Origin of the sequence: Aquabacterium sp. (assembly GCF_021768455.1) — a bacterium.
Classification (GTDB): domain Bacteria; phylum Pseudomonadota; class Gammaproteobacteria; order Burkholderiales; family Burkholderiaceae_C; genus Aquabacterium.
The window spans coordinates 1-25,271 of the sequence record NZ_JAIZVX010000050.1; the positions used below are offsets into that span (position 1 = coordinate 1).

The following is a 25,271-nucleotide window of genomic DNA, read 5'->3' on the forward strand; positions in this document are numbered from 1 at the left end:
GCCCTCCTGGTGGTGGCGCCGGGGCTGGTGTGTTGGCGGGCGAGCACGGCGGAGGCCAGGAGACCGGCGTCTGGCACCTCCGCGGGCTCGGTGGTGGGCTCACTGGTGGGGGTGGCCGCGGTGGTGTCGTGTTCGAAAAGCAGACGGTGGATGCGGTCTGCCTGGGCCACAAAGGCCGGGTCGCTGGTGTCGGCCAGGCCCCAGCCGTCGCTGTTGAGTTCGGCACGCACACGGCCCGGGTGGGGCGAGAGCAGGCCGATGCGGTTGCCCACCACCAGCGCCTCTTCGATCGAGTGCGTCACGAACACCAGGGTGAAGCGCACCTCTTCCCACAGCGCCAGCAGTTCCTGCTGCATCTGGCGCCGGGTGAGGGCATCGAGCGCGGCAAAGGGTTCGTCCATCAGCAGGACCTTGGGCTGCATGGCCAGTGCGCGGGCAATGGCCACACGCTGCTTCATGCCGCCCGAGAGGGTGTGCGGGTGGGCGTCGGCAAAGCGGGCCAGGCCCACCTTGGCCAGGTAGATGTCGGCGCGGGCCAGGGCCTCATGGCGTGGCAGCGTGCGCGAGGCGATCAGGGGAAAGGCCACGTTTTCTCGCACGGTCTTCCAGGGAGGAAGCTGGTCGAACTCCTGGAAAACCACGATGCGATCGGGCCCGGGGCCCTCCACCGTGCGGCCTTGCAGGCGCACCTCGCCTTCGGCCGGTGCGATGAAGCCGCCGATGGCCTTGAGCAGGGTCGACTTGCCGCAACCCGATGCGCCCAGCAGCACAAAGCGGTCGGCCTCGTGCACCTGGAAGCTCACCTGGTGCGTGGCGCGCACCACGCGCTCGGGTGTGCGGTAGACCAGGCTCACCCGGTCCACCTCCAGCAGGGGCGGGGCTGTGGGGGCCGTGGTCTGGTGTGTCACGTCGGTCATGGGCGCTCCTTCCTGTGCGGCGGTGCTCAGTTCGCGCCCGCGTTGTGCGCGTCGTCGAAGAAGTAGTCCTTGGCCGAGGCCGGCTTGTTCTTGATGACGCCCACGCGGTGCATGAAAGCGGCCAGGGAAGCGGTGTTCTGAGGTGTCACCTTGAACTGGACCTCGGGGCTCTTGATCAGCTTGAGCAGCAGGTCGCGGTTGACGTTGGATTTGTTGGTGCGCAGGTAGATGTCTGCCGCCTTCTCGGGGTTGGCATTGACGAAGCGGGCGGCCTCGGCCAGGGCCGTGGTGAAGGCCTTGTAGGTCTTGGGGTTCTCTGCGCGGTACTTCTCGGTGGCGTACAAGGCGGTGGCCGTCGAGGGGCCGCCCAGCACGTCATACGAGTTCAGCACCACATGGGCCTTGGGGTTGCCAGCCAGCTCCTGGTCCTGGAAGGGCGGGTTGCCGAAGTGGGCGTTGATTTCCGTGCCCCCCTTGATCACGGCTGCCGTGGCTTCAGGGTGGGGCAGGGTCACGCTGATCTTGTCGAGCTTGTTGTACTGGGCGTCGCCCCAGAGCTTGGCCGAGGCCATCTGCAGGTAGCGCGATTGCACGGACACGCCCACGGCAGGCAGGGCGATGCGGTCCTTGTCGGTGAAATCGGCAATCGTCTTGACGGCGGGGTTGATGCTCACGAGGTAGTAGGGGAAGTTGCCCAGCGAGGCCACACCCTTGACGTTCTGCTTGCCGTAGGTGCGGTCCCACAGGGTGAGCAGGGGGCCGACGCCAGCGCCGCCCACGTCGATCGCGCCCGACAGCAGCGCATCGTTGATGGCCGATCCGCCCGAGAGCTGCACCCATTCGGGCTTGATGTCGATGCCTTGGGCCTTGCCGGCCTTTTCGATGAGTTGCTGGTCCTGGGCGACGTGCAGCAGCAGGTAGACGATGCCGAACTGTTGGGCGATGCGCAGCTGGCCCTCGGCGTGGGCGCTGAGGGTGGCGGCGGCGAGACCGAGTCCGGCAATGAGGGTGGTGGCGGTGCGGGTGAGGAGCGGACGGCGTGTCATGAGGGATCCTGTCGGGTGTGGCTCAGTGGGTGAGCTTGTGAGGGCGTTGGCGCGCAAGGGCCGCATCAGAAGGGCGTGTCGCCTTCGACGGTGGTGCGGTAGAGCTTGCGGCGCAGGTGGCTGGGGGTGCCGGCGGCCAGGTGCATCACCGAGCGGTTGTCCCAGAAGACCATGTCGCCATCGCGCCAGACGTGGCGGTACTGCAGCGCCTCGCGGGTGCTGAGTGCGAACAGCTCGTCCAGCAGGGCATGGCTTTCGTCTTCGGGCAGGCCCACGATGCGGGTGGTGAAGTGCTCGCTGACGAACAGGGCCTTGCGACCGGTTTCAGGGTGCGTGCGCACGACGGGGTGCGTCACGGGCTTGACTTCGGCGATCTGCTCGGCCGTGAGGTTGGGGCGCCAGGGGCTGCGGGCCTGCAGTTCGGCGTAGCGGGCCAGGTAGGTGTGCTCGGCGCGCAGCGGGGCGATGGTTTGCTTCAGCGCCTCGGGCAGCTGTTCCCAGGCCAGGTGCTGGTTGGCGAACAGGGTGTCACCGCCTTCACTGGGCAGTTCCTGGGCATGCAGGAAGGAGCCGAGGCTGGGCTGTTCCTTGTACGACAGGTCGGAGTGCCAGAAGTGGCCGGCATCGCCCAGGCCGATGGGCTTGTCGCCTTCGACGATGTTGGAGACGATCAGCACATCGTGGTTTTCGGGCAGCGCGAACTGCTTGAGCACGTGGCGCTGCAGCGGGCCGAAGCGGGCGCTGAAGGCCACCTGCTGGTCGGGCGTGATGCGCTGTTCGCGGAACACCAGCACGTGGTGGTCGAGGTGCGCACGGTGGATGCGCTGGAAATCGGCGGCCGACAGGGGCTGGCTCAGATCGAGGCCGATGACCTCGGCGCCGAGGGGGCCATCGAAGGCGCGGATCTCGATGTGCTGCGCGGGCCGCGGGGTGGCCTGGATCGCTTCGTGGGCGGGATGGGAGGCGAGTGCGTGTGACATGGGCGTGCTTTCTGGGGGCGCCGCCTGGCCTCGTGGGCTCGGCGGTCGATGCACGCACTCTAGGCATTCATGTTTCGTTCAAAAACGAAGCATTCGGCCCATCTTCATCAGGAAAACGCATAAGTCGCCGGCATGGTCATCACTTTTGTGATTCATGCATGTGGGTCTGCGCAAAGCAGGGATTCCCGCTCCAGCAGCGCCCGCTTGCGTGCCACGCCCCAGCGGTATCCCGAGAGGCCGCCGTCTTGCCGGCGCACCCGGTGGCAGGGGATGGCCACCGCCAGGGCATTGGCCGCGCAGGCCCCGGCCACGGCGCGCACGGCCTTGGGCGCGCCCAGCCTGTCGGCCACCTCGGTGTAGCTCAGGGTCTGGCCGGGCGGGATGGTCTGCAGTGTCCGCCACACGCTTTGCTGGAAGGCGGTGCCACGGATGTCGAGCGGCAGCGCCAGGCCGAGGGTGGGGCGCTCCACAAATCCGATCACGGTGGCCATGACCTGTTCGAAGTCGCCGTCACCGCCGATCAGCTCGGCCCGGGGGAAGCGGTCTTGCAGGTCCTGCACCAGGGCTTCGGGCGCATCGCCCAGCAGGATGGCGCACAGACCCTGTTCGCTCTGGGCCACCAGGATGGCGCCCAGGCTGCAGGCCCCCACGGCGAAGCGGATGGACGGTTGGGCAGGGTGGTGGTGGTGGTGGCGCATGGCCCCACTCTACCCAATGCCGCGGGGCACCGAAAGGCTCAGGCTGCGGGTTCGTCGAAACAGCTGGGCGCGTCGTCGTCTTGCTCATCGGCACACCAGCCCAATTTGGGCCAGCCGCCGGCATGGGCCGAGGCCATGAAGAGCTGCTCCGGGGCGTTCGAAGGGGTGGCGATCATGCGGTGCTCCTTTCGGGGGTGGTTGAACTCGGTGCATTCATCGTGCGCCGATGCCATCGCCCCTCCCACCGGGTAGACCCCCATCGCCCAGCATTCGCGGGAGCGGGTTTGTGCGCCCCGTGGTCGCCCTGATCGATCGGCCCGGCTCAGGCCGCTGGCCGCCCCAGGCTGGGGTCGTGGGCCTGCAGGCGCGCCAGGAAGCCGGTGGGCAAGGGCGTCACCTTCTTGCTGTGACCCTCCCCATCGGCGACGAAGACCACACCCGTCTTGCCGCGCGCCACCTCGCGGCCCGTGGCCTTGTCCTGCAGGCGGAAGACCAGGTCGAAGCCGTACTTGTTGAAGTCGTCCGGGAGCATGTCGATCTGCATCGTCTCGCCGTAGAAGGCTTCCGATTTGTACTGCGCCATCATGTCGCCCACCACGATGGACATGCCCTCGATGGCCAGCTCGCCCGGGTAGCCCAGCCAGCGGAAAAAACGCACCCGCGCCTCCGAGACCAGCGTCAGCAGCTGCGCGTTGTCCAGGTGGCCGCCCTGGTTGACGTGGCTGATGTAGATCGGGATGTCGGTCGAGAACAGGAAGCGCTCGGGCAGGGGGAACTGGAGGCGGGGCATGGCAAGGGTCCGTGCGGCTGGTGAACCCTTGGATTATCGGTTGGGGCTGGCCGGCCTTGGAAAAACGACGGCCGCCATAGCCTGCACAGCTATGGATGCCATAGACAGAACTGGCTTGAGCGCAATGGCAGGGCTTCCTAAACTGCCCTCATCGACCCACACAACCCCCGCTGACGAACCGAGGAACCTGCCATGACCAACGAAGCCAAGTGCCCCTTCCACACCACGGCCGCCGCCCAGGCAACCCAGGCCTCCGTGGCCACCCGTGGCAACCGCGACTGGTGGCCCAACCAGCTCAACCTGGCCATCCTGCACCAGCACCAGTCCGTGTCCAACCCCATGGACCCGGACTTTGACTACGCCGAGGCCTTCCAGCAGCTCGATTACCCCGCGCTCAAGGCCGACCTGGCCGCGCTCATGACCGACAGCCAGGACTGGTGGCCGGCCGACTGGGGTCATTACGGCGGCCTGTTCATCCGCATGGCCTGGCACGCTGCCGGCACCTACCGCACGGCCGATGGCCGCGGTGGCGCCAGCACCGGCAACCAGCGCTTCGCGCCCCTCAACAGCTGGCCCGACAACGGCAACCTCGACAAGGCCCGCCGCCTGCTGTGGCCGATCAAGCAGAAGTACGGCAACGACATCTCCTGGGCCGACCTCTTCATCCTGGCCGGCAACGTGGCCATGGAAACCATGGGCTTCAAGACCTTCGGATTCGGCGGTGGCCGCGCCGACATCTGGGCACCGGAAGAAGACATCTACTGGGGTGCCGAAGCCGAATGGCTGGCCACCAGCGACAAGCCCCACAGCCGCTACGCCCCCAGCCGCGAAGCAGACTCGCTGGAGAACCCGCTGGCCGCGGTGCAGATGGGCCTGATCTACGTGAACCCCGAAGGCCCGGATGGCAAGCCCGACCCGATCGCCTCGGGCCGCGACGTGCGCGAAACCTTTGCCCGCATGGCCATGAACGACGAAGAGACCGTGGCCCTGATCGCCGGTGGCCACACCTTCGGCAAGGCCCATGGCGCAGGCGACCCCAAGCTGGTCGGCCCCGAGCCCGAGGCCGCACCCATCGAAGCCATGGGCCTGGGCTGGATCAACCAGCACGGCAGCGGCAAGGGCGGCGACACCACCACCAGCGGCATCGAAGGCGCCTGGAAACCCAACCCCACCACGTGGGACATGGGCTACTTCACCGTGCTGTTCAAGTACGACTGGGAACTCGTCAAGAGCCCGGCCGGTGCCCACCAGTGGCGCGCCAAGGACTGCGCGCCCGAGGACATGATCCCCGACGCCCACGACCCGAGCAAAAAGCACGCGCCGATGATGACCACGGCCGACCTCTCGCTCAAGTTCGACCCGGCCTACGAGAAGATCTCGCGCGACTACCTCGCCCACCCCGAGAAGTTCGCCGATGCCTATGCCCGCGCCTGGTTCAAGCTGACCCACCGCGACATGGGCCCCAAGGCCCTCTACCTCGGCCCTGAGGTGCCCGCCGAAGACCTGATCTGGCAAGACCCCGTGCCCGCCGTGGACCACGCCCTGATCGACGCCGCCGATGTGGCCGACTTGAAGGCCCGTGTGCTGGCCAGCGGCCTCTCGGTCAGCGAAATGGTCTCGACCGCCTGGGCCTCGGCCTCGACCTATCGTGGCTCCGACAAGCGCGGCGGGGCCAACGGTGCCCGCATCCGCCTGGCCCCGCAGAAGGACTGGGAGGTCAACCAGCCGGTCCAGCTCGCCAAGGTGCTGGCCGTGCTCGAAGGCATCCAGGCCGGTTTCAACGCGGCCCAGAGCGGCGGCAAGAAGGTCTCGCTGGCCGACCTCATCGTGCTGGCCGGTGACGCCGGTGTCGAAGCCGCAGCCCAGGCGGCGGGCCACCCGGTGAGCGTGCCCTTCACCCCGGGGCGCACCGATGCCACGGCCGAGCAGACCGATGCCGCGTCCTTCGCCGTGCTCGAGCCCCAGGCCGACGGCTTCCGCAACCACCGCAAGGCCGCCTACAGCGTGTCGCCCGAAGAGATGATGGTCGACAAGGCCCAGCTGCTCACCTTGAGCGCGCCGGAGATGACCGTGCTGGTTGGTGGCCTGCGTGTGCTCGGCGCCAACCACGGCGGCAATCCGCAAGGCGTGTTCACCACCCGCCCCGGCCAGCTCAGCACCGACTTCTTCACCAACCTGGTGGACATGTCGATCGCCTGGAAGCCCACGGGTGACAACGCCTACGAAGGCCGCGACCGTGCCACCGGCGCCGTCAAGTGGACCGCCAGCCGTGTCGACCTGGCCTTTGGTTCGAACTCGCAGCTGCGCGCCATCGCCGAGGTCTACGCCCAAGCCGACAACGCGGCCAAGTTCGTCCGCGATTTCGTCAAGGCCTGGACCAAGGTGATGAACCTCGGTCGCGTCGACCTGGCCTGATCGGTCAGCCCACGGCCACCGGCACCCGGCTCAGCGCCTGGCGCATCACGAAGCTGGTGTGCACGCCGGTCACGCCCTGGATGCGGGTGATCTTGTTGAGCAAGAGGTGCTGGTAGCCGTCCATGTCGCGCACCAGCACCTTGAGCTGGTAGTCGGCCGACTGCCCGGTGATCAGCAGGCACTCCATCACCTCGGGGATGTCACCCACCAGGGCCTCGAAGTTGGCAAAGCGCTCGGGCGTGTGCTGGTCCATCGAGATGTGGATCAGCGCCATCAGGCTCAGCCCCAGGGCCTTGGCGTTGACCAGGGCCTGGTAGCCCGTGATCAACCCGCTTTCCTCCAGTGCCCGCACCCGTCGCAAGCACGGTGAGGGCGACAGGCCGATGCGCTCGGCCAGGTCCTGGTTGCTCAGGCGGCCATCTCGCTGCAGTTCGCGCAGGATGTCACGGTCGTAGCGGTCGAGTGCGGGGAAAGCGGTCAAGTTGGCCTCTGAATGGCTTGATGAGACAGGGTGCCGCAATTTTATTGCGCATCGAGGCGAATTTGGGTCATCTTCGCAATCATCTGCCGCACCGCGCACTTTAAGATTTCTACATCGACTCACCGCTGCGCCAGCCCTGACCCGGACCCTGGCGCACCCTGCTCCCGGAGCCCGCCGCCCATCCTTGTGGTGTGCTCCCCGTGAAGACGGCCTTTCTGATCGCTCACAAGGCGTGCCCAGGAAGGGGATGGCCGCCCACCAGGCTGGCAGAGCAAGGGCCGATGCCCCAACCCCCTCGGACCTGGTTGCCGCGGGGGGTTTGTTTTTTGGGGGGCTCAGGCGAGCTCGTCCAGCTCTGCGCCAAAGACCTCGTTCAGGTCCAGCCGGGCGCCCAGGCGGGCACACAGCATGAAGGTGCCCACGAACTTGCGCTGCAGGAGCAGCAGATCGGCCGGTGGCGGTTGCCCGTAGCCGCTCTCGAAGAACTGTGCCTGCCCCTGCTCGAACACCGCCTTCACCAGGCCCGAGGCCCCGAAGTCGTAAGGACCGCGCGTGCGCAGCGGCTCGCCCACGGCCAGCAGCAGGTCGACCACGGCGCCTTGCTGGGCGGGCGTGTCTCCGGCGTGCACCAGGCCCGAGGCCCGTGCCGCCTGGTGGGTGCGCGAGCGGTTCGCTTGCCGCAGCGCACGCCCCAGTTCGCGCAGCTGCGCGACGCGTTCGGTCGACACCTCCTGTGCCGCCCCAAAGTCCAGCAGTCCCATGCGGCCAGATGGGGCGTCGAACAGGTAATTGCCGAAGTTCGGGTCGGTCTGCACCAGCCGCATCCCGAAGAACTCCTTCACCGCCAGGCGGCACAGCACGCTGGCGACCCGGTCGCGCTGCGCCTGCGGCACGCTGCCCTGCATCAAGGCCCCAATGGGCACACCCGGCGCGAAATCCATGGCCAGGATGTGGGCGCTGCTGTGGGCGGCGTGCACCCGTGGCACGAACAGGTCCGGATCCTCCCCCAGGCGCGCCAGGTAGGCCGTGGCGAGGTGGGCCTCGGCCAGGTAGTCGGTCTCGGCGTGCAGCTGCAGGCGCACCTGGGCCAGCACCTCGTCGGCATCGACACCCGGCGGCGTCAGCCCGGGCATACGCAGCAGCAAGGCGAGGTTGGCCACATCGCTGTCGATGCTGGCGCGCACCCCGGGGTATTGCACCTTGAGCGCCAGGGCCTCGCCTGCGTGCGTTTCGGCGCGGTGCACCTGCCCGATCGACGCCGCGGCGATGGGCTCAAAACTGAAGCGTCGAAAGCGGCGGTGCCACTCGGGGCCGTACTCGCGTTCCAGCACCTCGGCCAGCTGCGTGGCGGGCATCGCATAAGCCTGGTCGCGCAGCTTGGCGAGCAGATCGGCAAACGGCGCGGGCAAGATGCCGTGCCCGTCCATCGACATCAACTGCCCCACCTTCATCACCGCGCCCCGCATCTGTGCCAGCCGCTCGGTGAGGCGTTGCGCATTGCCCGGTGTGAGCATGACGCCAGCCCACGAGGGCAGTTGGCAGCGCGCCAGTTGCCCCGCCCCCGTGGCCACCGCACCGGCCAGCAACTCGCCCGCCAGGCGGCCCAGGTGCAGGCTGCGCTGCGTGCGGCTTTCTGGCACGGTGGCGTGGCGGCGCAGGTTCATCCGGGCTGCTCAGGGCTGGCCGCACCAGCAGTGGCCCATCAGGCCGATGATGCAGGTGCCGCTGCCGCAGCGGCGTGGGTTTTCAGGCATGGGGATTTGTGGACAGAGTGGCGCAGGGGTGCCAATGGTGCCTTCCGCAGGCGGCGGGCCGGTGGGCGCGGGGGGCTTGTCGTGGGCTTGTCGCGAAAAGGGGGCGGAGAGCCGTTGCGCCTTCGATGGCCCGCGCAGCCATCATCCCCCTCGCCTGTCACGGACTTCCTGTCTCAGACCCGGACACGATCTCACCGTTGACCCGGATCACCGGCTTGCGCCTCGGTGCCAGAGCTTCGCTGGCCCGATCTGCCGTGAGATCTTGCTGCCTGCGCTGGGCTTCTTGTTGCTGCCATTGCGCCAGATCAGCCGCGTGCAGGGCGTCCAGCTCTTTGGGCCACTTTGGGCGAGGCGCCACCGTCAAGGCCAGCCAGTTGGTGAACTGCAGCGGGAAGAACAACGGGAACAGCAGCACGAACCCGATGGTTCGCAACCAAGGTGCCGGCGCCACGCCAGGCTTGTCGCGGTTCTCGCGCCAGCGCACCCAGTCGTCGGCCATGCCGATGAAGTTGACCATGGCGTACCAGGGGGTGCGATGGCTGAGGAACTTCTCTGGCTGCCGCACGGCATGCGGCCCCGCATCCATGTACAGCCGCACGTACTCCATGGCGGGGCGCACACCCTCCTCGGCGGCAGAGATTTGCCCAACCTGGAACACATGCGGGATGCCGTGGGTGACGAGGATGTTGCCGTCAGCCCCCACTTCGGCATATTGCCCACGGTAGGTTTTGACCGTGGCATAGGCCGTGGCGACGCTGGATTCAACGCGGGGCACGAGCCGCGTCCAGTCCATCTCGATGGGGCCTTTGCCCGTCCACATCCAGACCTTTTGGCGCTTGTGGTCGAAGCGGATGGTGGGGTCGGTGACGGCGAAGAAGCTGAGCCAGAGGTAGGAGAGGGGGACGATGAGTAGCGCAGCGCCAAAGATGCTGGCGATGCAAACTAAAGCCAGTTCCCACATGGGTATTTCCCCCAGATCCCAAGCTTTGAAGAAACTGGGCAAACCCTCGATCAAAAAAAATAAAATTCCGCTTGCACCGCCTAAAAACGGTATCGTGCCCCACCCATGCATGGGTGAATTTCCGCCCTGACCAATTTCAAGCATGGCGGGATTCAGCGCGTACACCATCTGATCCCCGTTGGCCCACCCTGCCAGGGAGGTGCGGCGCGGCAGCAGCTTGGCGCTGTGGGTGGCCGCTTTGATTTGCTGCCAAGTCTTGTTCTTACGGCTCCACCAAGCCATGTCAGTCGGCCGTTTCAGCAAAGTTGGCGCCACCAGGGACAGGGATCATCTTGAGTTCAGGATGGTGAACCGCATCAGGCCAATACTCGAATTTCAGTTTGGCCGTGTTGAAGTAATTTTCGTTCACACGGATCTTGCCAGAGAACACGCCCGTGCCGTTTTGCTGCGCCAGCCCGAAGGGTTCGCTGAAGTCCATCACGTCAGACATCGGGATGGCTTTTTTGCCAACGGGCGTCGCGCTCATGGAGGCCTGCACTGGTGCTTGCGGTTTGAGCTCCGGGTCACTGCTGTAAGGACTGGACTTGCGGTGCACCAAGGTCCGGGCCCATTTGGTGCCGTGTAGCTCCAGCAAGAAGGCATGGTCGCTGTTCTTGCTGTAGCCAGGCATGGTCACGTTGACTTCCACCTCGTCTTTGCCAAGTCGATCAACCCAATTCAATGTGACGCTGATGCCATAAATGGCTTGCTGGAACTCGGCCATCTCCCGCTTGAGGCTGGTGAACTTGATGCGTGTTGTGTTGGCGTATTTGGTTTCGTTGCGCCAGTGGCAGCATGAGAGCCATTTTTCTAAAGGCGTATCTTCTTCAATTGAGGCCTGCCACGCGAAGTACACGCCAGCTGCAGTGGCCCCGATCACCAGAGCGATCCAGCCGGCGACAGGAATGACGCTGAGTGTGGCGCCTGCGCTGATGACAGCCGTTGCAGCCACGCTCGTCGCGCCAGCGGCACTCAGCAACTGGCCCGCGGCAATCACTGCCAATGCACCCGAAGCTACAACTCCGAAGCCGCTTGAGAAAGCAGCAAGGTAGGACGATCTTTTCGCATCGTCGTCGCCTTCATCACGGAATGAGACACCCTTCATCGCGGATTGCAGGAGGTCCACCACTCCAGAAATCGCCCCCAACATCCCTCCACCCAACGCCGTCCAGCCCGCAGCCGTCAGCATCCGTGCTGCGGCGGCCGTCACCACGCTGCGTGGTGCCCTGGCGGCCAAGGTGCCTGCCATGACTTCGCCGGTCAGCGCGAGCAGGCCCAGGCTGCCTGACACCACGCCGTAGTAGCTTTCGGTGATGCTGTCATCGCGGTTGGCGGCATTGCCTTTGGTCGCCCTGTCGAGCTGGATCAGGGTCGCGCTCAGGTTGCTGATCTGCAATGCCGCGCCCACGCCCATGAGCCCGCCTGGGGCGCCTTTGAGGCTTTTGAGGTAGGCGGTCATGCCTTCCCAGTTGTTGAGCGCCTGCCGGGGCAAAGCAATCGTGGGAGGCACGCCCGAGGCCGAGGAGGCGCTTGCGGCCGCCAGCTTCAGCGCGGGGTCAGGCAGCCATGCGTCCACCACCACCAGCTTGCTGGCGGTGAAGCGGCCGCCCAGCCATGCACCATCCACACTTTGCGCGAGTTGAAGGCGGCGCGCTTCGCGTACCGTTTTGGACAGGGTGGCCTTGGGCGGCCCCCACACCGCTTCGTGCATTTGCACCACCAGCTGCTGCATGGTCATCACTTGCGCGTGAGGCGTGATCGTCACCTCAACGCGTGAAGCGATGATGATCCGCAGCCGTTGCCCAGCCTGCAAAGCTTGCTCTGGTTGTGTTCGCGCCAGGATGTGAAGTTGCGACGCGATGCTGGTGGCCAGCAAACCTGATTCCTGCTGGGCAGCCCGAAGCAAACCCTTCTCTTTGCGTGTCTTCCGCCACTCATGCAGTTTCAGTAGCACCTCGCGGCCGTTCTTGGTCACGTCGACGGCCTTGTCCAGCTTGCCCACATCCAGCGGCTTGGCGGCGTCTCCCTTGAGGAAGGCGAGCAGGTCCTTGTCACCCGCTGCGAAGGCGATCCACAGCGCATGGTTGGGGTCGTCAGGGTCTGAGGTGAGCCACTGAGCCCACCAGGCTTGTTCAGGCTTGGTGCCGCCCGAACCAAACACGCAAGTTGCAAACTCCTTCTCCAGTGCCAGGCCGCAGCGCTTGTTTTCGCCGTCGTATGCCACCCAGGCTTGCTTGAAGCCCTCGTGGCCAGTCCAGGCGCACCAGTCCTGGCTGGCCTTCGTGATCTTGGCTTCCAGCTCTTCGACTTTGCGCAGGTGAGCCTTTTTGTCATCGCGCACCTTTGCCATGGCCACCTTGGGCTCGAAGCGCTTCGACCAGAGATCGCCCTGGCCTTGCTTCTTCATGCTGGATTCAAGGTTGAGGATCAGGTCGCCGATGATCCTGCCCTCCAGCCTTTGGGCATCGCCTTGGTACTTGGCCAGGGCGCCCGCCTGAAGGTTGCGCCAGTGGTTGATGTCTTGCACGATGCCAACCGTGTCCCGCAGCGCCAAGACGATGGCGTTGCGGGGGCTGATGCTGTGCATGGCCTTGAGCACGCTCTCGGCCTGCCCGTGGCGCGGCAAGGCGCCTGCGGTGGTCGCGTTGGCATACCGCTGGTCGATCGTTGCGAAGGCTGTCTCGTCTTTGGCGTATTCGCCAACCATGGACGCCAGCTGGTCTGCACTGGACAGGCGCACACCACTGTGCGCTGGCAGGCTGCCGCCCGTGACGGTGGATGCGGCGTTGAGGCTGACCATCAAGCTGGCGCGCAAGCTTGCTTCACCCTTGATGCGGGCACGGATGGCTTGGGTCCACCACACCCGGCTGTAGCCAATCCAGACGTCCCCGGCCTCGCTGGCCCGTTCGACGGAGATGAACGATGCCACCGTGGCATGCCCGCTGCGGCTGCATTGGAATGCGGGCTGTTGTGTTGGCTGCGTGTCCAGAGGCAACTCTTTGAAGTGCCCCGTTTCCGTTGCAGCAAAACACCGCCAGAAGCCGCCTGCACGCATGTCCAGCATGTAGACGTAGCCTTCGTTGATGACCCGCAGCGCGTAGGCGCCATCCGTCACGCCACGCAGGTTGGGGTTGCCTTGCGTCAGCGTCGAAGGGAGGGATGTGGTGTGCTTCGGTACATAGGCCAGGCGCAAAGGCAGCAGTGGTAGCCCCTGGCGGTTGCAGAACTTGCAATCTTGCGTGCTCATGATCGGCGCGCCTCCCTTGTTGTTGTTTGGATGGCCAGCCAGTCTTGTGGGCTGAGCTCAGCGAGCAAAGCGTCCAGCGCCACGCCATGCATCACGCTTTGCTGAATCATGTTTTGCACGCGGGGTGCTTCTTCGATGGGTTGTGCCGTTTGCACACGCCAACTGGCCAAAGCAATGAGGTCATCAGGCTGGCGCAAGGGGGTGTGGGCGACCGCCCTCAGGGCGTCGAGGGCCAACGGTCGTGTGATGCCTTGGGCCATGTTGCCTTGTCGTGCGCTCACTGTGGCAATCACCCTGTTGGCGTTGCTCAGTTCATTCAACGCGCTTTCTTGGGGCATGCTCAGCTGCTGCGGCCCCGTGTTCGTGGCCGTTGGCCGGTCACTTCCGCCTGCTTCGTGGCGAACCAACGTAGCACGTTCGTCGTCCAGGTGTACCCACTCGACGGGCGCACGCCATGACGGAAGCAGCGTTTGCAGCACGGGTGTTTCGTGAAGTGCGGACCACAGCCGGGGGTCCCAGTAGCGAAACACCCTTGTCTTCCTCTGGCAGTCGCGCACAACCGCCGCTCGGCTCAAGCCATGCACCAAGACCGGCAGCGGGGCCTCGCTCAGGATCAGCGCTGTCACCGACCGAATTTGGGGCTCTCCAGGGGTGGACGCGGCGGTGCTTTGCTCGATTGCCAAGTCCAGCAAGACATTGCTCAGCCTGTCTCCTGCCAGTCCCTGTGGACACATCACCAGATAGGGTGCCTTGTACGACCGTGAATCCGGGTGGTCGATGGCAATGGGGTGGGTGGCCTGATAACCGAGTTCCGGCAGATTTTGCTTGGGGTCCTCGATGGTGGGATCGATCAACCAATAGGCTTGCATGCTCTCCCGTTCCCTGAGCCAGTGCGAGAGTGTCAAATGCGCCAACGCATTCATGCCAATGCCCCACCTGTGCCCGCGGCGCTTTTCATTTTCTCGGCACATCCTTTGATGGATTGGGCCTTTTTGAGTTCAGGCTTGGAGTCTGAGCCAGATCCACCACCCGTCAACTCCTTCATCCCCGCCTTGAAACTCGCCTGCCCACTGGTGCCGAGTTCAATGTCCCCGCCTTCGATCTTGATGTAGCCCCCGCCCCCATTGAGCAGCAGCTTCGATGGCGCCGAGATCACGACGCTGGCGGTGGTGCTTTGCACGTCGATGGCTTTGGCGGCCGTGAGGGTGAAGGCACCACTTTGGGCCTGCACGCTCACATTGCCGCTGGCGGCGTGCAGTTTCATGCCCACGTCCTGCACGCCATGCTGGCTGTCCTTGGCTTCGCCGCGGGTAAAGAGGCTGATGCCGTCTTTCACGGCCCAGGCCTGGTGGCGCTGGGCCAGCAGGTTGGTGTCTTGCCCGGCCGTGAGCGTGGTGTGCTGGCCGGTGCTGAGCACGGTGTGGGCCGGCGTGAGGCTGGCGATGTCGCCAGCGGCGCTGAGCAGCAGGTCAGGGCGCTGGCTCACCGGGATGCGGCCTTGGCCACCTTCGCTACCGCTCTCGTTGTTGCCGTCGCTGCCGCCTTCGGTGGCCCGCAGGCTCTCCAGCGTAGCCTGCAATGTTTTTTGCGCGCCCAACTGATCTGGCGCAGCCTCGTTGGGCAGCTTGGCGCGATGGGTCTGGGCGTTTTCGTTCAGGGCCTTGACCAGGCTGGCGTGTGCATCCAGCTGGGATTGGGCCTCGCGCGTGTCCATGGGCTTGCCCTGGTTCGTGCTGGTGCCGCCCCGCCGGGCGAAGCTGCTGAGATGCAGGCCGTTGCCAGCGCGCAGGGCGCCCTGTGCCTGGGTGTGCAGTTCCAGTCCATGGCCCCGTGGCGCAAGGCGCTGGTTGTCGTGCTGTTGCAGCAAGTGGCCAATCTGCAGCCAGCTCTGGCTCTGGGTACTGTGCGCCAGCAGGCGGCCCTGGCCTGGCGTGTCGTCGAACACCAGCTGGTTGTGTCCACCGTTGCCTGATTGCGAGGCGTCCAGGCTCTGGCTTTTGAAACCGCTGAGCGTGGCCTTGTGGGCGTGGCCTTCGCGCTCTCCCGCCCTTTGCGAACCCGGGAACCACGCAGGTGCATTGCCCGTGGCCGAAGCGGCCCCGCCCGCCACCTGGTTGCCCTGGGCCTCCGGTGTGCCCTGGCCGTTGTAGGCCGTGCCCACGACCACCGGACGGTCGATGTCGCCTTCCACAAAGCCGATCACCACTTCCTGGCCCACGCGAGGGATGAACACGCTGCCCCAGTTGGCGCCAGCCCAGTCCTGGGCCACGCGCACCCAGGTCCCGGCGGCGTCGGTGGCTGGGGCGTTGTCGCCCGCTGGGGCGCTCAGGCGGTGGCTGCTGCCCTCGCCGCGTTGCCAGTGGAACTGGACCTTGATGCGGCCATCGCGGTCGGTGTGCACGGGCTCGCCCAGGCCCACCACCACGGCGGTCTGGGTGCCGTGCACGGTGGGCTTGGGGTGCAGGGCAAGGCCGTGCGCGTTCATCAGGGCGGCGCGCACCGGCACGCTCACGCGCTGTGCGGTGAAGTGGGCCTCGTACAAGGGCTCTTCGGTCGCGTTGGCCAGAGCCGGGCGGCTGGTCACACCGGCCAGGGCGTCACTCAGCAAGTGTTGCAGCCCGGCCTTGGCATCGGCGCTCAGGTTGTTGCGCGCCCGGTGGACCACCCCCAGCACCACAAAGGTGGCGTCGTCTGCGCGGCCGCCCAGCAGCCCGGCGTCGTGGTCGGCATGGCCACTCAGCATGAATGAGGTGGCTGGTGCCAGGGTGCGCACGGTGCCGCGGCCCTCGAAGCGCTTGCGAGCCGCCTCATGGGCTTGCAGCTGGACCCGGGTGCGGCGTTCGGCCTGGGGCGCGTCCTCGTAGGCGTAGGCGCCGGGCTGGTCTGCGTGAACCAGGGCGAAGGGCTGGTCGTGCGCCGCCTCGGCATCCTGGCTGGCACCGTGGTTGGCCACGCTGCGGTAGTCGAAGCTGGCGCTGTGCAGGGTGCTGACGCCCACGCGGCGGTGGCCATGCCAGCGGGTGATCGTGTCCTCCGAGATGACCGCACCGGGCTGGGTGAAGCGGATGCGGGGCTGCACGTTGGGCACAAAGGCCCCGTTGTGGTCGGCGATGACCAGGGTGTGCTGGCCCAGGCTTTGCGCGTCGGCCGGGTTGCCCTGGTGCTCGAACCAGGTGATGAGCCCCTCTTCCGCCCAGAGGCGCTGCAGGAAGGCGAGGTCGGTTTCGTTGAACTGCACGCACAGCGAGCGCTGGGCGTAGACGCTGCGGTCGGCCAGCTCGAAGCGCCACTGAGGCAGCAGCTTGCCCTGGGCAGCGTAATCGGCCAACACGGCCTCGGTGATGTCGAGCACGCTCATGCCCTGGAAAACCCAGGCATCGGTGCGGTGGCCCAGGAAGGCCAGCCAGGGCTCGATGGTGAGGCGGTAGCGGGCGTAGCCGCCGTCGGCGCCAAGCAGTTCGAAGGCGGTGACGTGGCCGTGAAAGGGGCGCAGGGCGTCGCGGCTTTGGGCCGTGAGCAGCTCCAGCAGCACGGGCTGGCCGATGAGGTCGACCGGGGCGAGGTCGGCCCGGGTGCTCAGGGCCAGGAGCTCGATGGTGTACCCCGTGGCCGGGCCGTTGGCCTGGGCCGGGCGTGGCAGCAGACCGGTGCCGGGAGCGATGGCCTCGCGCACCTCGGCGCGTTCGGCCAGCAGCACGTCGCTGCCCAGGGGCGTGTGCAGTCGGAGCAGGCGGTTGTGCTGGTTGGGGCCGAGCGAGCCCAGTTCGGCCAGCAGGCCATCGAGCACGCTGCGCGCAGCGTCACCCAGCGCATGCTGGATGCCGGATAAATCGGTCATGGGTCCATCCCCGGGATTTTTTGTGTCTTGGCCCGTGCGCGGGCGCACGAACGGTCAGGGTGAGAAGGTATCCCAGATCGACCGTTGGGCCTTCCGTGTCACCCCCGCATGGGGGCGCCTCAGGCGCGGGGAAAGTGCAAGCAGTTGTTAGGACTGTGTGCAACACCGTCCGGGCCTCGGCCACCCGTCTGGCTTGACAGTTGTATACGGTTTGGCACACTGACTTGGTCATTCAGCGTGACGCTGGCCGCAAGTCGGCGCCACATGGCCCATTCAACCGAGGACGTGATGCCCAGCAAGGTACCCAACAGCTTCAGTGACCTGGAGCAGTGGCTCAACGAGCGGCGCGTCACCGAGATCGAATGCCTGGTCCCTGACCTCACGGGCGTGGCCCGGGGCAAGATTCTCCCTCGGGAGAAATTCACCGAAGACCGGGGCATGCGCCTGCCCGAGATCGTGGTGGCCATGGGGGTGACCGGCAACTTCCCTGAAGAAGGCCCCTACTACGACGTCATCACCCCCACCGACCGGGACATGCACCTGCAACCCGATCCGGCCACGGTGCGCATCGTGCCCTGGGCGACGGATCCGACGGCCCAGGTGATCCACGACTGCTATGACCGCGAAGGCCGGCTGGTGCCCTACGCACCTCGCTCGGTGCTCAAGCGGGTGTGCCAGCTTTATGCCGACAAGGGCTGGACGCCGGTGGTGGCGCCCGAACTCGAGTTCTACCTGATCGAGCGCGCGCCCGATCCCAACATGCCGCTGCGCCCGCCCAAGGGCCGCAGTGGCCGCGCCGAGACCTCGCGCCAGGCCTATTCCATCGACGCGGTCAACGAGTTCGATCCGCTTTTCGAGGACATCTATGCCTATTGCGAGCAGATGGAGCTCAATGTCGACACGCTGATCCACGAAGTGGGCGCAGGGCAGATGGAGATCAACTTCTTCCACGACCACCCTCTGGGTCTGGCCGACGAGGTGTTCTTCTTCAAGCGCACCATCCGCGAGGCCGCGCTGCGCCACGAGATGTACGCCACCTTCATGGCCAAGCCCATGGCCAACGAGCCGGGCAGCGCCATGCACGTGCACCAGAGCGTGGTCGACGCCCAGGGCCAGAACATTTTCAGCAACCCGGACGGCAGCCCCTCCAAGCACTTCTACTGGTACATCGGCGGGCTGCAGAAGTACATCCCGGCGGCCATGGCCCTGTTTGCGCCCTACGTGAACAGCTACCGCCGTCTGGTGCGTTCCAATGCCGCGCCCATCAACATCCAGTGGGGCACCGACAACCGCACCGTGGGCATCCGTTCGCCGGTGGCCACGCCGGCCGCACGCCGCATCGAGAACCGCGTGATCGGTGCCGACGCCAACCCCTACGTCGCCCTGGCCGCGACCCTGGCCTGCGGTTACCTGGGCATGGTCAACCAGATCGAGCCTTCGCCCGAATGCCGCGGTGATGCCTACCTGAGCAACTACCAGCTGCCCCGCAGCCTTGGGGAAGCGCTCACCTTGCTGCGCGGCAGCACCGACCTGGCCCAGGTGCTGGGCGAGGAGTTCGTGACCGTCTACGCCGAGATCAAGGAGGTGGAGCATGCCGAGTTCATGAAGGTGATTTCACCTTGGGAACGCGAGCATCTGCTCCTCCATGTCTGACCTGCTTTACCTGGAGGGGCTCGGCTTTGGAGCTCCTCAGGCCCGCATCTTGCTGGCCTCATCGCCCAATACCTTGACACACAGCCCACGCTGGAGATCAACACCATGACCCTGAAGACGCGCTTTCAACCTTCCCTGAGCCAGCTGGCCGCCTCCCTGATGGTGGCCCTGGCCGCCGCCGGTGGCGCCCACGCCGAAGAAGAGAAGGTGCTGAACGTCTACAACTGGTCGAACTACATCGCGCCCGACACCATTGCCAACTTCGAGAAGGAGACCGGCATCAAGGTGCGCTACGACGTGTTCGACAACAACGAGATCGTGCACGCCAAGCTGGTGGCCGGCAAGACGGGTTACGACATCGTCGTGCCCTCGTCCTACTGGGCCAAGATGCAGGCCGATGGCGGTCTGCTGCAGAAGATCGACAAGAGCAAGGTGCCCAACTACAAGAACCTGGACCCGGGCATCCTGGCCCAGTTGGCCAAGCTCGATCCGGGCAACCAGTACCTGGTCGACTGGATGTGGGGCTACACGACCGTGGGCATCAACGTCGACAAGGTCAAGGCGGCGCTGGGCGGCATGCCCATGCCCGAGAACGCCTGGGACCTGATCTTCAAGCCCGAGTACATCAGCAAGCTCAAGTCCTGCGGCGTGTCCTTCCTGGATTCGCCCACCGAGGTCGTGCCCGCCACGCTGCACTACCTGGGCAAGCCGGCCTATTCCAAGAACATCGCCGACTACCAGGCCGTGCCGCCGGTGCTCAAGGCGATCCGCCCCTATGTGACGCTGTTCAGCTCGAGTGGCTACATCAACGACCTGGCCAATGGCTCCATCTGCGCCGCCTTCGGTTATTCGGGTGACATCAACATCGCCAAGAACCGCGCCATCGAGGGCAAGACCGGTCAGAACATCCAGACCCTGACGCCCAAGACCGGCGGCGTGATCTTCATGGACACCATGGTGATCCCGGCCGATGCGCCCCACCCCGAAAACGCGCACAAGTGGATCAACTACATCCTGCGCCCCGAGGTGCACGCCGGCCTGACCAACAAGGTCTTCTACGCCAACCCCAACCTGGCGGCACGCAAGTTCGTCAAGCCCGAGATCGCCAACGACCCGGCGGTCTTCCCGCCTGAATCGGAGATGGCCAAGATGGCCAAGCCGGACGCGCTGAACAACGACATCCGCCGTCAGATGACGCGCATCTACACCTCTTTCAAGACGGGCCTGTGATGAGTGCGGTGCTGAGCGCGGCCCCCGAGGGCGAGGCCTACCTGCGCATCGAGCGCGTGGTCAAGGACTTCGGTGGCAAGGGTGGGGGCAGTTTCCGCGCGGTCGACAACGTCAGCCTCGACATCCAGAAGGGCGAGATCTTCGCCTTGCTGGGGTCGAGCGGCTGCGGCAAGACCACGCTGCTGCGCATGCTGGCGGGCTTCGAATCGCCGACCACGGGGCGCATCACCCTGGGCGGGCAGGACCTGGCCGGGCTGGCCCCGTTCGAGCGGCCCATCAACATGATGTTCCAGAGCTATGCGCTCTTCCCGCACCTGAGCGTGTGGGAGAACATCGCCTTCGGCCTCAAGCGCGATGGCCTGCCGAAAGACCAGGTGGCGGCCCGCGTGGAGGCCATGCTCAAGCTGGTGCAACTGGGCAAGTTCGCCCAGCGCAAGCCGCACCAGCTCTCGGGCGGGCAGCAGCAGCGGGTGGCCCTGGCCCGTTCACTGGCCAAGCAGCCCAAGCTGCTCTTGCTCGACGAGCCCCTGGGCGCGCTCGACAAGAAGCTGCGCGAAGAGACCCAGATCGAGCTCGTCAACATCATCGAAGGCGTGGGCGTGACCTGCGTGATGGTGACCCATGACCAGGAAGAGGCCATGACCATGGCCAGCCGCATCGGGATCATGAGCGAGGGCCGCATCCTGCAGGTGGGCACCCCGCGCGAGATTTACGAAACGCCCGCCACCCGCTTCGTGGCGGATTTCATCGGCAATGTGAACCTGATGGACGGCACCCTGGTGGTGGACGAGGCCGACCATTGTGAGATCGCCTGCACCGACGTGCGGCACTTCGTGGGCCACGGGATCACGGGGCACGAGGGCATGGCGGTGAGCGTGGCCCTGCGGCCCGAGAAGATCCGCATCTCGCGCCAGCCGCCGGTGCCCGAAGCGGGTGAGCCGCCCGCGCCGCTGAACATGGTCAAGGGCATGGTGAAGGACATGGTGTACTTCGGCGCCAGCACGGTCTACCACCTTCAGCTGCCCAGTGGTGCCTTGCTCAAGGTGAACCAGGGCAACACCCAGCGTCACCAGGACGATGCCCTGACCTGGGGTGACGAAGCCTATGCCTCGTGGTCGCCATCGGCCCACGTGGTGTTGACGCAGTGAGGGCCTGACACACATGGCCACCGCATCCCAAGGCAAGCTCAAGTGGACAGACCGCACGCTGATTGGCGTGCCCTACCTCTGGCTGCTGGTGTTCTTCCTGTTGCCTTTCCTGATCGTGGTGAAGATCAGCGTTTCCGAGATGGAGGTGGTGACCTTCAAGGACCTGCTGACCTGGCAGGACGGCGTGCTGCAGCTCAAGCTCAAGCTGAGCAACTACCTCTTCATCACGCAGGACGACCTCTACTTCAAGACCTACCTGGCCAGCCTGAAGTACGCGGCCATCACCACGGCGCTGTGCCTCTTCATCGGCTACCCCTTTGCCTACTTCATGGCGCGGGCGTCCAGCACCGTGCAGCCTGGCCTCTTGCTGATGGTGATGCTGCCTTTCTGGACCAGCTTTCTGTTGCGCGTCTACGCCTGGAAGGGGCTGCTGACCGAGGGTGGCTGGATCGCCAGGTTGCTGGACGCCTTGCATGTGGACCAGTTGCTGATGGCCGGTGGCTTGATTCCCGGGCCGGGGGCCTACCTGAACACGCCGTTCTCGCTGGTGCTGGGTATGGTCTACACCTACCTGCCTTTCATGATCCTGCCGCTGTACGCCAACCTCTCGAAGATGGACATGCGTCTGCTGGAAGCCGCCTCCGACCTGGGTGCCACACCCTGGGTGGCCTTCTGGAAGGTGACGGTGCCGCTGTCGAAGGCGGGCATCGTGGCCGGCTCGATGCTGGTCTTCATTCCCTGTGTGGGCGAGTTCGTGATCCCAGAACTGCTGGGCGGGCCGCAGACCCTGATGATCGGTCGCGTGCTGTGGGACGAGTTCTTCGCCAACAACGACTGGCCCATGGCCTCGAGCGTGGCGGTGGTGATGATCCTGCTGATCATCGTGCCGCTGGCCTGGTTCAATAAGGCGCAGGCCGAAGCGCAGGAGGGCCAGCGATGAGCGGGACGTCTACGCCGGCCTACCTGAAGCGTGGCCAGTGGTTCGCCAGGGCCTGGCTGGCCCTGGGGTTTGCCTTCCTCTATGTGCCCATCCTGGCGCTGGTGGTGTTTTCCTTCAATGTCTCGCCGCAGCCCACGGTGTGGGGTGGCTTCACGCTGGAGTGGTTTGCCAAGCTGGCCCATGACGAAGAGATCCTGGGTGGGTTGTGGCTCTCGCTGCGCATCGCGTTCTTCACGGCCTGTGCGGCGGTGGTGCTGGGCACGCTGGCGGCGCTGGCCCTGGTCAAGTACAAGCGCTTTGGTGGCCGCACGCTGATGGTGGGCATGATCAACGCGCCGCTGGTGATGCCCGAGGTGATCGTGGGCCTCTCGCTGTTGCTGATGCTGGTGTCGATGCAGCGCTGGCTGGGCTTCCCGGAGCGCGGCATGGTCACGATCTGGATGGGCCACCTGCTGGTGGGCCTGGCCTATGCCACGGTGGTGATCCAGGCGCGGCTGCAGGGCCTGAACCCGGCGCTGGAAGAGGCCGCGCTGAACCTGGGCGCGCGCCCCGCGCAGGTCTTCTTTCTGGTGACGCTGCCGATGATCGCGCAGTCGCTGGCCTCGGCCTTTTTGCTCACCTTCACCCTCTCGCTGGACGATGTGGTGCTCTCGGCCTTTTTGTCCGGCCCGGGTTCGACCACGCTGCCGCTGGTGATCTTCTCGCGTGCCCGCCTGGGTGTGGACCCGAGCGTGAACGCCGTGGCCACGGTGGTGATCGCCGTGGTGGCGCTGGCGGTGCTGGGGGGCAGTTACGCCCTGGCCCGCGCCGAACGCAAGCGCCAGCAGGAGATGAACCAGGCGGTCCATGGCTGAGAGGGCCCGCCGCACGTTTGCACGCAGCCAGACACCGCCACAGGCCTGCCCCGCATGCCGGCCTGGGCCACACGATCCGACCGACACAAGGAGCCACGTCCGATGACCCCGATGACCCTGAAGCCCACCGCTCACGCTGCCGGCCGCGCACGGCCCCTGATGCCCGCCCTGGGCGCGATTGCCCTGGCCCTGGCCGCGGCCTTCCCCGTCACGGCCTCGGCCCAATCCAATGCCGAACTGCTGGGCGAACTCAAGGCGCTGAAGGCCCGCATGGCCGAGCTGGAGAAAAAGCTCGAAGCGCAGGAGGCCAAGCAGGCCGAGGCACCGGCCCCTGGCCTGACGCCCGAACAGCAGCAGGACTTCAACCGCATCGCGGTGAAGACCGAGGCGCTGGAAGACGCCCGCGACATGATGGGCCTGAAGAACCTGAAGATCACGGGTTATGTGGACCCGACTTTCGTCTTCAACCAGCGCGACCACCGTGCCGGCTTCCAGTTCCTGAACTCGGTGGGCGATGGCGGCTACAGCTACGACAACTCCTACATCGGCATGGCGCTGATCGACTTCACCAAGGAGACCGACAGCGGCGCGCGCTGGAAGCTGACGCTCGCACCGCAGCGCAGCACCCAGGCGGTGTCGGAGGGCTCGTCGTCCATCGTGCACGAGGCCTCGGTGTCGGTGCCGCTGACCGACCTGCAGACCCGCCTGATCGCCGGCCACATCCCCGACTGGTCGGGCTATGAATACCTGCCGGCCACGCAGAACAAGCTGATCACGCACAACCTGCTGTTCGACCTGACCCTGCCCACGGCCTACACCGGCGCCGGGCTGGAGCTGACCCGCGACAAGTGGATCATCAAGAGCGTGCTGGCCAACATGAACGGCAGCAAGCGCAGCTCGGGTGAAAAGACCCCGGTGCTGGCCTACCGCGTGGACTACGCCAAGGGCGAGTTCCAGGGCTTCGGCTTTGCGGGGGTGCATGGGAAGGCGGCGAACAACAGCGAGGGCATCGTGGATGGGGACGGCGCTGTCGTGTCCCAACGCGACTCCCGCGTCGACCTGTTCGAAGCGGATGCCTACTTCATCCGCGGCGACGTGACCCTGCAGGGCCAGGTCAGCCTGGGCCGCCAGCTCAAGGCTTCGATCACGCCGGACGCCGATGGCAATCTGCGCGATGCCTACTGGACGGGCCTCTCGGCGTTGGCCGCCTACAAGTTCGAGCCCTGGCTGGAAGGCGTGGTGCGCGCCGACTACATCTGGAACAAGAAGAACGGCGGCGGCCTATTGACCTACTCGCTGGCCGATGGGGTCAACGGCATCGGGCCGGGCATGGTCTCGGACGGCGCTGGCGGCTGGGTGGCAGGCGACGCCAACAAGGGCGTCAACCGGGGTGCGTTGACCCTGGGCCTGAGCTACAACTTCAACCTCAACACGGTGTTCAAGGCCGAGTACCGCTACGACTGGGCCAACGGTGCCGTGTTCCTCGACAGCAAGTCGGGCGAGTACAAGAAGAACAACCAGCTGCTGAGCACCGCGGTGGTGGTGAGTTTCTGACGGAGGCTGGTGTGAGGCTCAGCGCATGAGCTTCACAAGGCCTGCCGGATGACCCCGGCCAGCACCTCGAAGGCCGGCCCGATGGCCTCGGGTTTCACGCAGGCGTAGCCCAGCAGCAGGCCGCGCGGGGCGCGGTCGGGCGCGGCGTGGTACTTGCTCAAGGGGCGCACGGCGACGCCTGCGGCCAGGGCGGCATGGGCCAGGGCGACGTCGTCCACGTGCTCGGGCAGGCACAGCACCAGGTGCAGGCCGGCGTTGTCGCCCGAGACCGGCAGGGTGTCGCCGAAATGCTGGGCGATGGCGGCCAGCAGGGCCTGTCTGCGCTGGTTGTAGAGCCCGCGCATGCGGCGGATGTGGGCGCCCAGGTGGCCTTCGGCGATGAAGTCGGCCAGCACGGCCTGCTGCCACAGCTGCCCCTCGCGGTAGAGCGCCGCCGAGCCGGCCGCAAAGGCCTGGGCCAGGGCGGGGGGCGCGACCAGGTAGCCGATGCGCAGGCCGGGGAACAGCACCTTGCTGAAGCTGCCCACGTAGATCACGCGGCCGCCTTCGTCCAGGCCCTGCAGGCAGGGCAGGGGCCGGGTGCCGTAGCGGAACTCGCTGTCGTAGTCGTCTTCGATCACCCAGCTGCCCTGGTGCACGGCCTGGGCCAGCAGGGTCTGGCGGCGGGCCAGGCTCATCACCATGCCCAGGGGGTACTGGTGCGAGGGGGTGACCAGGGTGATCTTG

General features: G+C 66.0%; 19 protein-coding genes and 1 pseudogene. 7 read left to right on the top strand and 13 right to left on the bottom strand.

Translation table 11 applies throughout. The features are described 5' to 3' along the window. The 6 genes and pseudogenes from QZ994_RS08605 to QZ994_RS08630 form a co-directional block, all read right to left on the bottom strand. Positions 1-917 (bottom strand): ABC transporter ATP-binding protein (locus tag QZ994_RS08605; RefSeq protein ID WP_290870959.1); only part of this gene is annotated, 917 nt, incomplete at its 3' end. A 26-nt stretch (positions 918-943) separates the two neighbouring features. Beyond that, entirely contained in the window at positions 944-1,963 is a 1,020-nt protein-coding gene (locus QZ994_RS08610) for an ABC transporter substrate-binding protein (protein ID WP_290870961.1), read from the bottom strand. A 65-nt stretch (positions 1,964-2,028) separates the two neighbouring features. Then, on the bottom strand, positions 2,029-2,943 hold the full coding sequence (locus tag QZ994_RS08615; RefSeq protein WP_290870963.1) for a TauD/TfdA family dioxygenase: 915 nt from the start codon (positions 2,941-2,943) through the stop codon (positions 2,029-2,031). 152 nt (positions 2,944-3,095) lie between these two features. After that, positions 3,096-3,617 (bottom strand): annotated as a pseudogene (locus QZ994_RS08620) (methylated-DNA--[protein]-cysteine S-methyltransferase); the annotation flags it as partial. Between the two features lie 62 nt (positions 3,618-3,679). Then, on the bottom strand, positions 3,680-3,817 hold the full coding sequence (locus QZ994_RS08625; protein ID WP_290870965.1) for a hypothetical protein: 138 nt from the start codon (positions 3,815-3,817) through the stop codon (positions 3,680-3,682). Positions 3,818-3,963: 146 nt separating this feature from the next. After that, on the bottom strand, positions 3,964-4,431 hold the full coding sequence (locus tag QZ994_RS08630; RefSeq protein ID WP_290870967.1) for a thioesterase family protein: 468 nt from the start codon (positions 4,429-4,431) through the stop codon (positions 3,964-3,966). A gap of 192 nt (positions 4,432-4,623) precedes the next feature. Here QZ994_RS08630 and katG point away from each other — a divergent pair, with 192 nt between their 5' ends. After that, positions 4,624-6,846, top strand: coding sequence for a catalase/peroxidase HPI (katG, locus tag QZ994_RS08635; RefSeq protein ID WP_290870969.1), 2,223 nt, complete (start codon positions 4,624-4,626; stop codon positions 6,844-6,846). Positions 6,847-6,850: 4 nt separating this feature from the next. Here katG and QZ994_RS08640 read toward each other — a convergent pair whose 3' ends face one another. The 6 genes from QZ994_RS08640 to QZ994_RS08665 all read right to left on the bottom strand — a co-directional run bounded on the left by QZ994_RS08640 (position 6,851) and on the right by QZ994_RS08665 (position 17,166). Beyond that, positions 6,851-7,327: an Lrp/AsnC family transcriptional regulator gene (locus tag QZ994_RS08640; protein ID WP_290870971.1), complete on the bottom strand. Its 477-nt coding sequence runs from the start codon at positions 7,325-7,327 to the stop codon at positions 6,851-6,853. A 335-nt stretch (positions 7,328-7,662) separates the two neighbouring features. Continuing rightward, positions 7,663-8,991, bottom strand: a complete 1,329-nt coding sequence (locus QZ994_RS08645; protein ID WP_290870974.1) for an AarF/ABC1/UbiB kinase family protein — start codon at positions 8,989-8,991, stop codon at positions 7,663-7,665. 247 nt (positions 8,992-9,238) lie between these two features. Beyond that, positions 9,239-10,324, bottom strand: coding sequence for a DUF6708 domain-containing protein (locus QZ994_RS08650; RefSeq protein WP_290870976.1), 1,086 nt, complete (start codon positions 10,322-10,324; stop codon positions 9,239-9,241). Between the two features lies 1 nt (position 10,325). Next, entirely contained in the window at positions 10,326-13,328 is a 3,003-nt protein-coding gene (locus QZ994_RS08655) for a T6SS effector BTH_I2691 family protein (protein ID WP_290870978.1), read from the bottom strand. After that, positions 13,325-14,197 (bottom strand): DUF4123 domain-containing protein, encoded by an 873-nt coding sequence (locus tag QZ994_RS08660; protein ID WP_290870980.1) that lies wholly within the window; start codon positions 14,195-14,197, stop codon positions 13,325-13,327. The genes QZ994_RS08655 and QZ994_RS08660 overlap by 4 nt, the downstream gene beginning before the upstream one ends. Positions 14,198-14,247: 50 nt before the next feature. Further along, complete coding sequence (locus QZ994_RS08665) at positions 14,248-17,166, bottom strand: type VI secretion system Vgr family protein (RefSeq protein ID WP_290870982.1); 2,919 nt, start codon at positions 17,164-17,166, stop codon at positions 14,248-14,250. Between the two features lie 264 nt (positions 17,167-17,430). On the opposite strand from QZ994_RS08665, the gene QZ994_RS08670 reads away from it, so the two are divergent. The 6 genes from QZ994_RS08670 to QZ994_RS08695 all read left to right on the top strand — a co-directional run bounded on the left by QZ994_RS08670 (position 17,431) and on the right by QZ994_RS08695 (position 24,545). After that, positions 17,431-18,819, top strand: coding sequence for a glutamine synthetase family protein (locus QZ994_RS08670; RefSeq protein ID WP_290870984.1), 1,389 nt, complete (start codon positions 17,431-17,433; stop codon positions 18,817-18,819). Between the two features lie 159 nt (positions 18,820-18,978). After that, positions 18,979-20,049, top strand: coding sequence for a polyamine ABC transporter substrate-binding protein (locus QZ994_RS08675; protein ID WP_290870994.1), 1,071 nt, complete (start codon positions 18,979-18,981; stop codon positions 20,047-20,049). Beyond that, positions 20,049-21,197, top strand: a complete 1,149-nt coding sequence (locus QZ994_RS08680; RefSeq protein ID WP_290870986.1) for a polyamine ABC transporter ATP-binding protein — start codon at positions 20,049-20,051, stop codon at positions 21,195-21,197. The genes QZ994_RS08675 and QZ994_RS08680 overlap by 1 nt, the downstream gene beginning before the upstream one ends. Before the next feature lie 13 nt (positions 21,198-21,210). Further along, positions 21,211-22,137, top strand: a complete 927-nt coding sequence (locus QZ994_RS08685) for an ABC transporter permease subunit (RefSeq protein ID WP_290870988.1) — start codon at positions 21,211-21,213, stop codon at positions 22,135-22,137. Beyond that, positions 22,134-22,991, top strand: a complete 858-nt coding sequence (locus tag QZ994_RS08690; protein ID WP_290870990.1) for an ABC transporter permease — start codon at positions 22,134-22,136, stop codon at positions 22,989-22,991. Before QZ994_RS08685 ends, QZ994_RS08690 begins: the two co-directional genes overlap by 4 nt. Before the next feature lie 111 nt (positions 22,992-23,102). Further along, positions 23,103-24,545 carry a DUF3138 family protein gene (locus QZ994_RS08695; RefSeq protein ID WP_290870991.1) on the top strand — a complete coding sequence of 481 codons (1,443 nt, stop codon included), beginning with the start codon at positions 23,103-23,105 and terminating at the stop codon, positions 24,543-24,545. Between the two features lie 32 nt (positions 24,546-24,577). Here the strand turns inward: QZ994_RS08695 and QZ994_RS08700 are convergent. Beyond that, positions 24,578-25,271, bottom strand: a 694-nt coding sequence (locus QZ994_RS08700) for a PLP-dependent aminotransferase family protein (RefSeq protein WP_290870992.1), incomplete at its 5' end; no start/stop codon positions are given.

What these genes read in the sequence shown, in the direction of transcription:
- QZ994_RS08670 (WP_290870984.1), top strand. Translation starts at nt 17,431, where the DNA reads ATGGCCCATTCAACCGAGGACGTGATGCCCAGCAAGGTACCCAACAGC.
- QZ994_RS08625 (WP_290870965.1), bottom strand. Translation starts at nt 3,817, where the DNA reads ATGATCGCCACCCCTTCGAACGCCCCGGAGCAGCTCTTCATGGCCTCG.
- QZ994_RS08610 (WP_290870961.1), bottom strand. Translation starts at nt 1,963, where the DNA reads ATGACACGCCGTCCGCTCCTCACCCGCACCGCCACCACCCTCATTGCC.
- QZ994_RS08660 (WP_290870980.1), bottom strand. Translation starts at nt 14,197, where the DNA reads ATGCAAGCCTATTGGTTGATCGATCCCACCATCGAGGACCCCAAGCAA.
- QZ994_RS08630 (WP_290870967.1), bottom strand. Translation starts at nt 4,431, where the DNA reads ATGCCCCGCCTCCAGTTCCCCCTGCCCGAGCGCTTCCTGTTCTCGACC.
- QZ994_RS08665 (WP_290870982.1), bottom strand. Translation starts at nt 17,166, where the DNA reads ATGACCGATTTATCCGGCATCCAGCATGCGCTGGGTGACGCTGCGCGC.
- QZ994_RS08655 (WP_290870978.1), bottom strand. Translation starts at nt 13,328, where the DNA reads ATGAGCACGCAAGATTGCAAGTTCTGCAACCGCCAGGGGCTACCACTG.
- QZ994_RS08645 (WP_290870974.1), bottom strand. Translation starts at nt 8,991, where the DNA reads ATGAACCTGCGCCGCCACGCCACCGTGCCAGAAAGCCGCACGCAGCGC.
- QZ994_RS08675 (WP_290870994.1), top strand. Translation starts at nt 18,979, where the DNA reads ATGGTGGCCCTGGCCGCCGCCGGTGGCGCCCACGCCGAAGAAGAGAAG.
- QZ994_RS08615 (WP_290870963.1), bottom strand. Translation starts at nt 2,943, where the DNA reads ATGTCACACGCACTCGCCTCCCATCCCGCCCACGAAGCGATCCAGGCC.
- katG (WP_290870969.1), top strand. Translation starts at nt 4,624, where the DNA reads ATGACCAACGAAGCCAAGTGCCCCTTCCACACCACGGCCGCCGCCCAG.
- QZ994_RS08695 (WP_290870991.1), top strand. Translation starts at nt 23,103, where the DNA reads ATGACCCTGAAGCCCACCGCTCACGCTGCCGGCCGCGCACGGCCCCTG.
- QZ994_RS08690 (WP_290870990.1), top strand. Translation starts at nt 22,134, where the DNA reads ATGAGCGGGACGTCTACGCCGGCCTACCTGAAGCGTGGCCAGTGGTTC.
- QZ994_RS08650 (WP_290870976.1), bottom strand. Translation starts at nt 10,324, where the DNA reads ATGGCTTGGTGGAGCCGTAAGAACAAGACTTGGCAGCAAATCAAAGCG.
- QZ994_RS08685 (WP_290870988.1), top strand. Translation starts at nt 21,211, where the DNA reads ATGGCCACCGCATCCCAAGGCAAGCTCAAGTGGACAGACCGCACGCTG.
- QZ994_RS08680 (WP_290870986.1), top strand. Translation starts at nt 20,049, where the DNA reads ATGAGTGCGGTGCTGAGCGCGGCCCCCGAGGGCGAGGCCTACCTGCGC.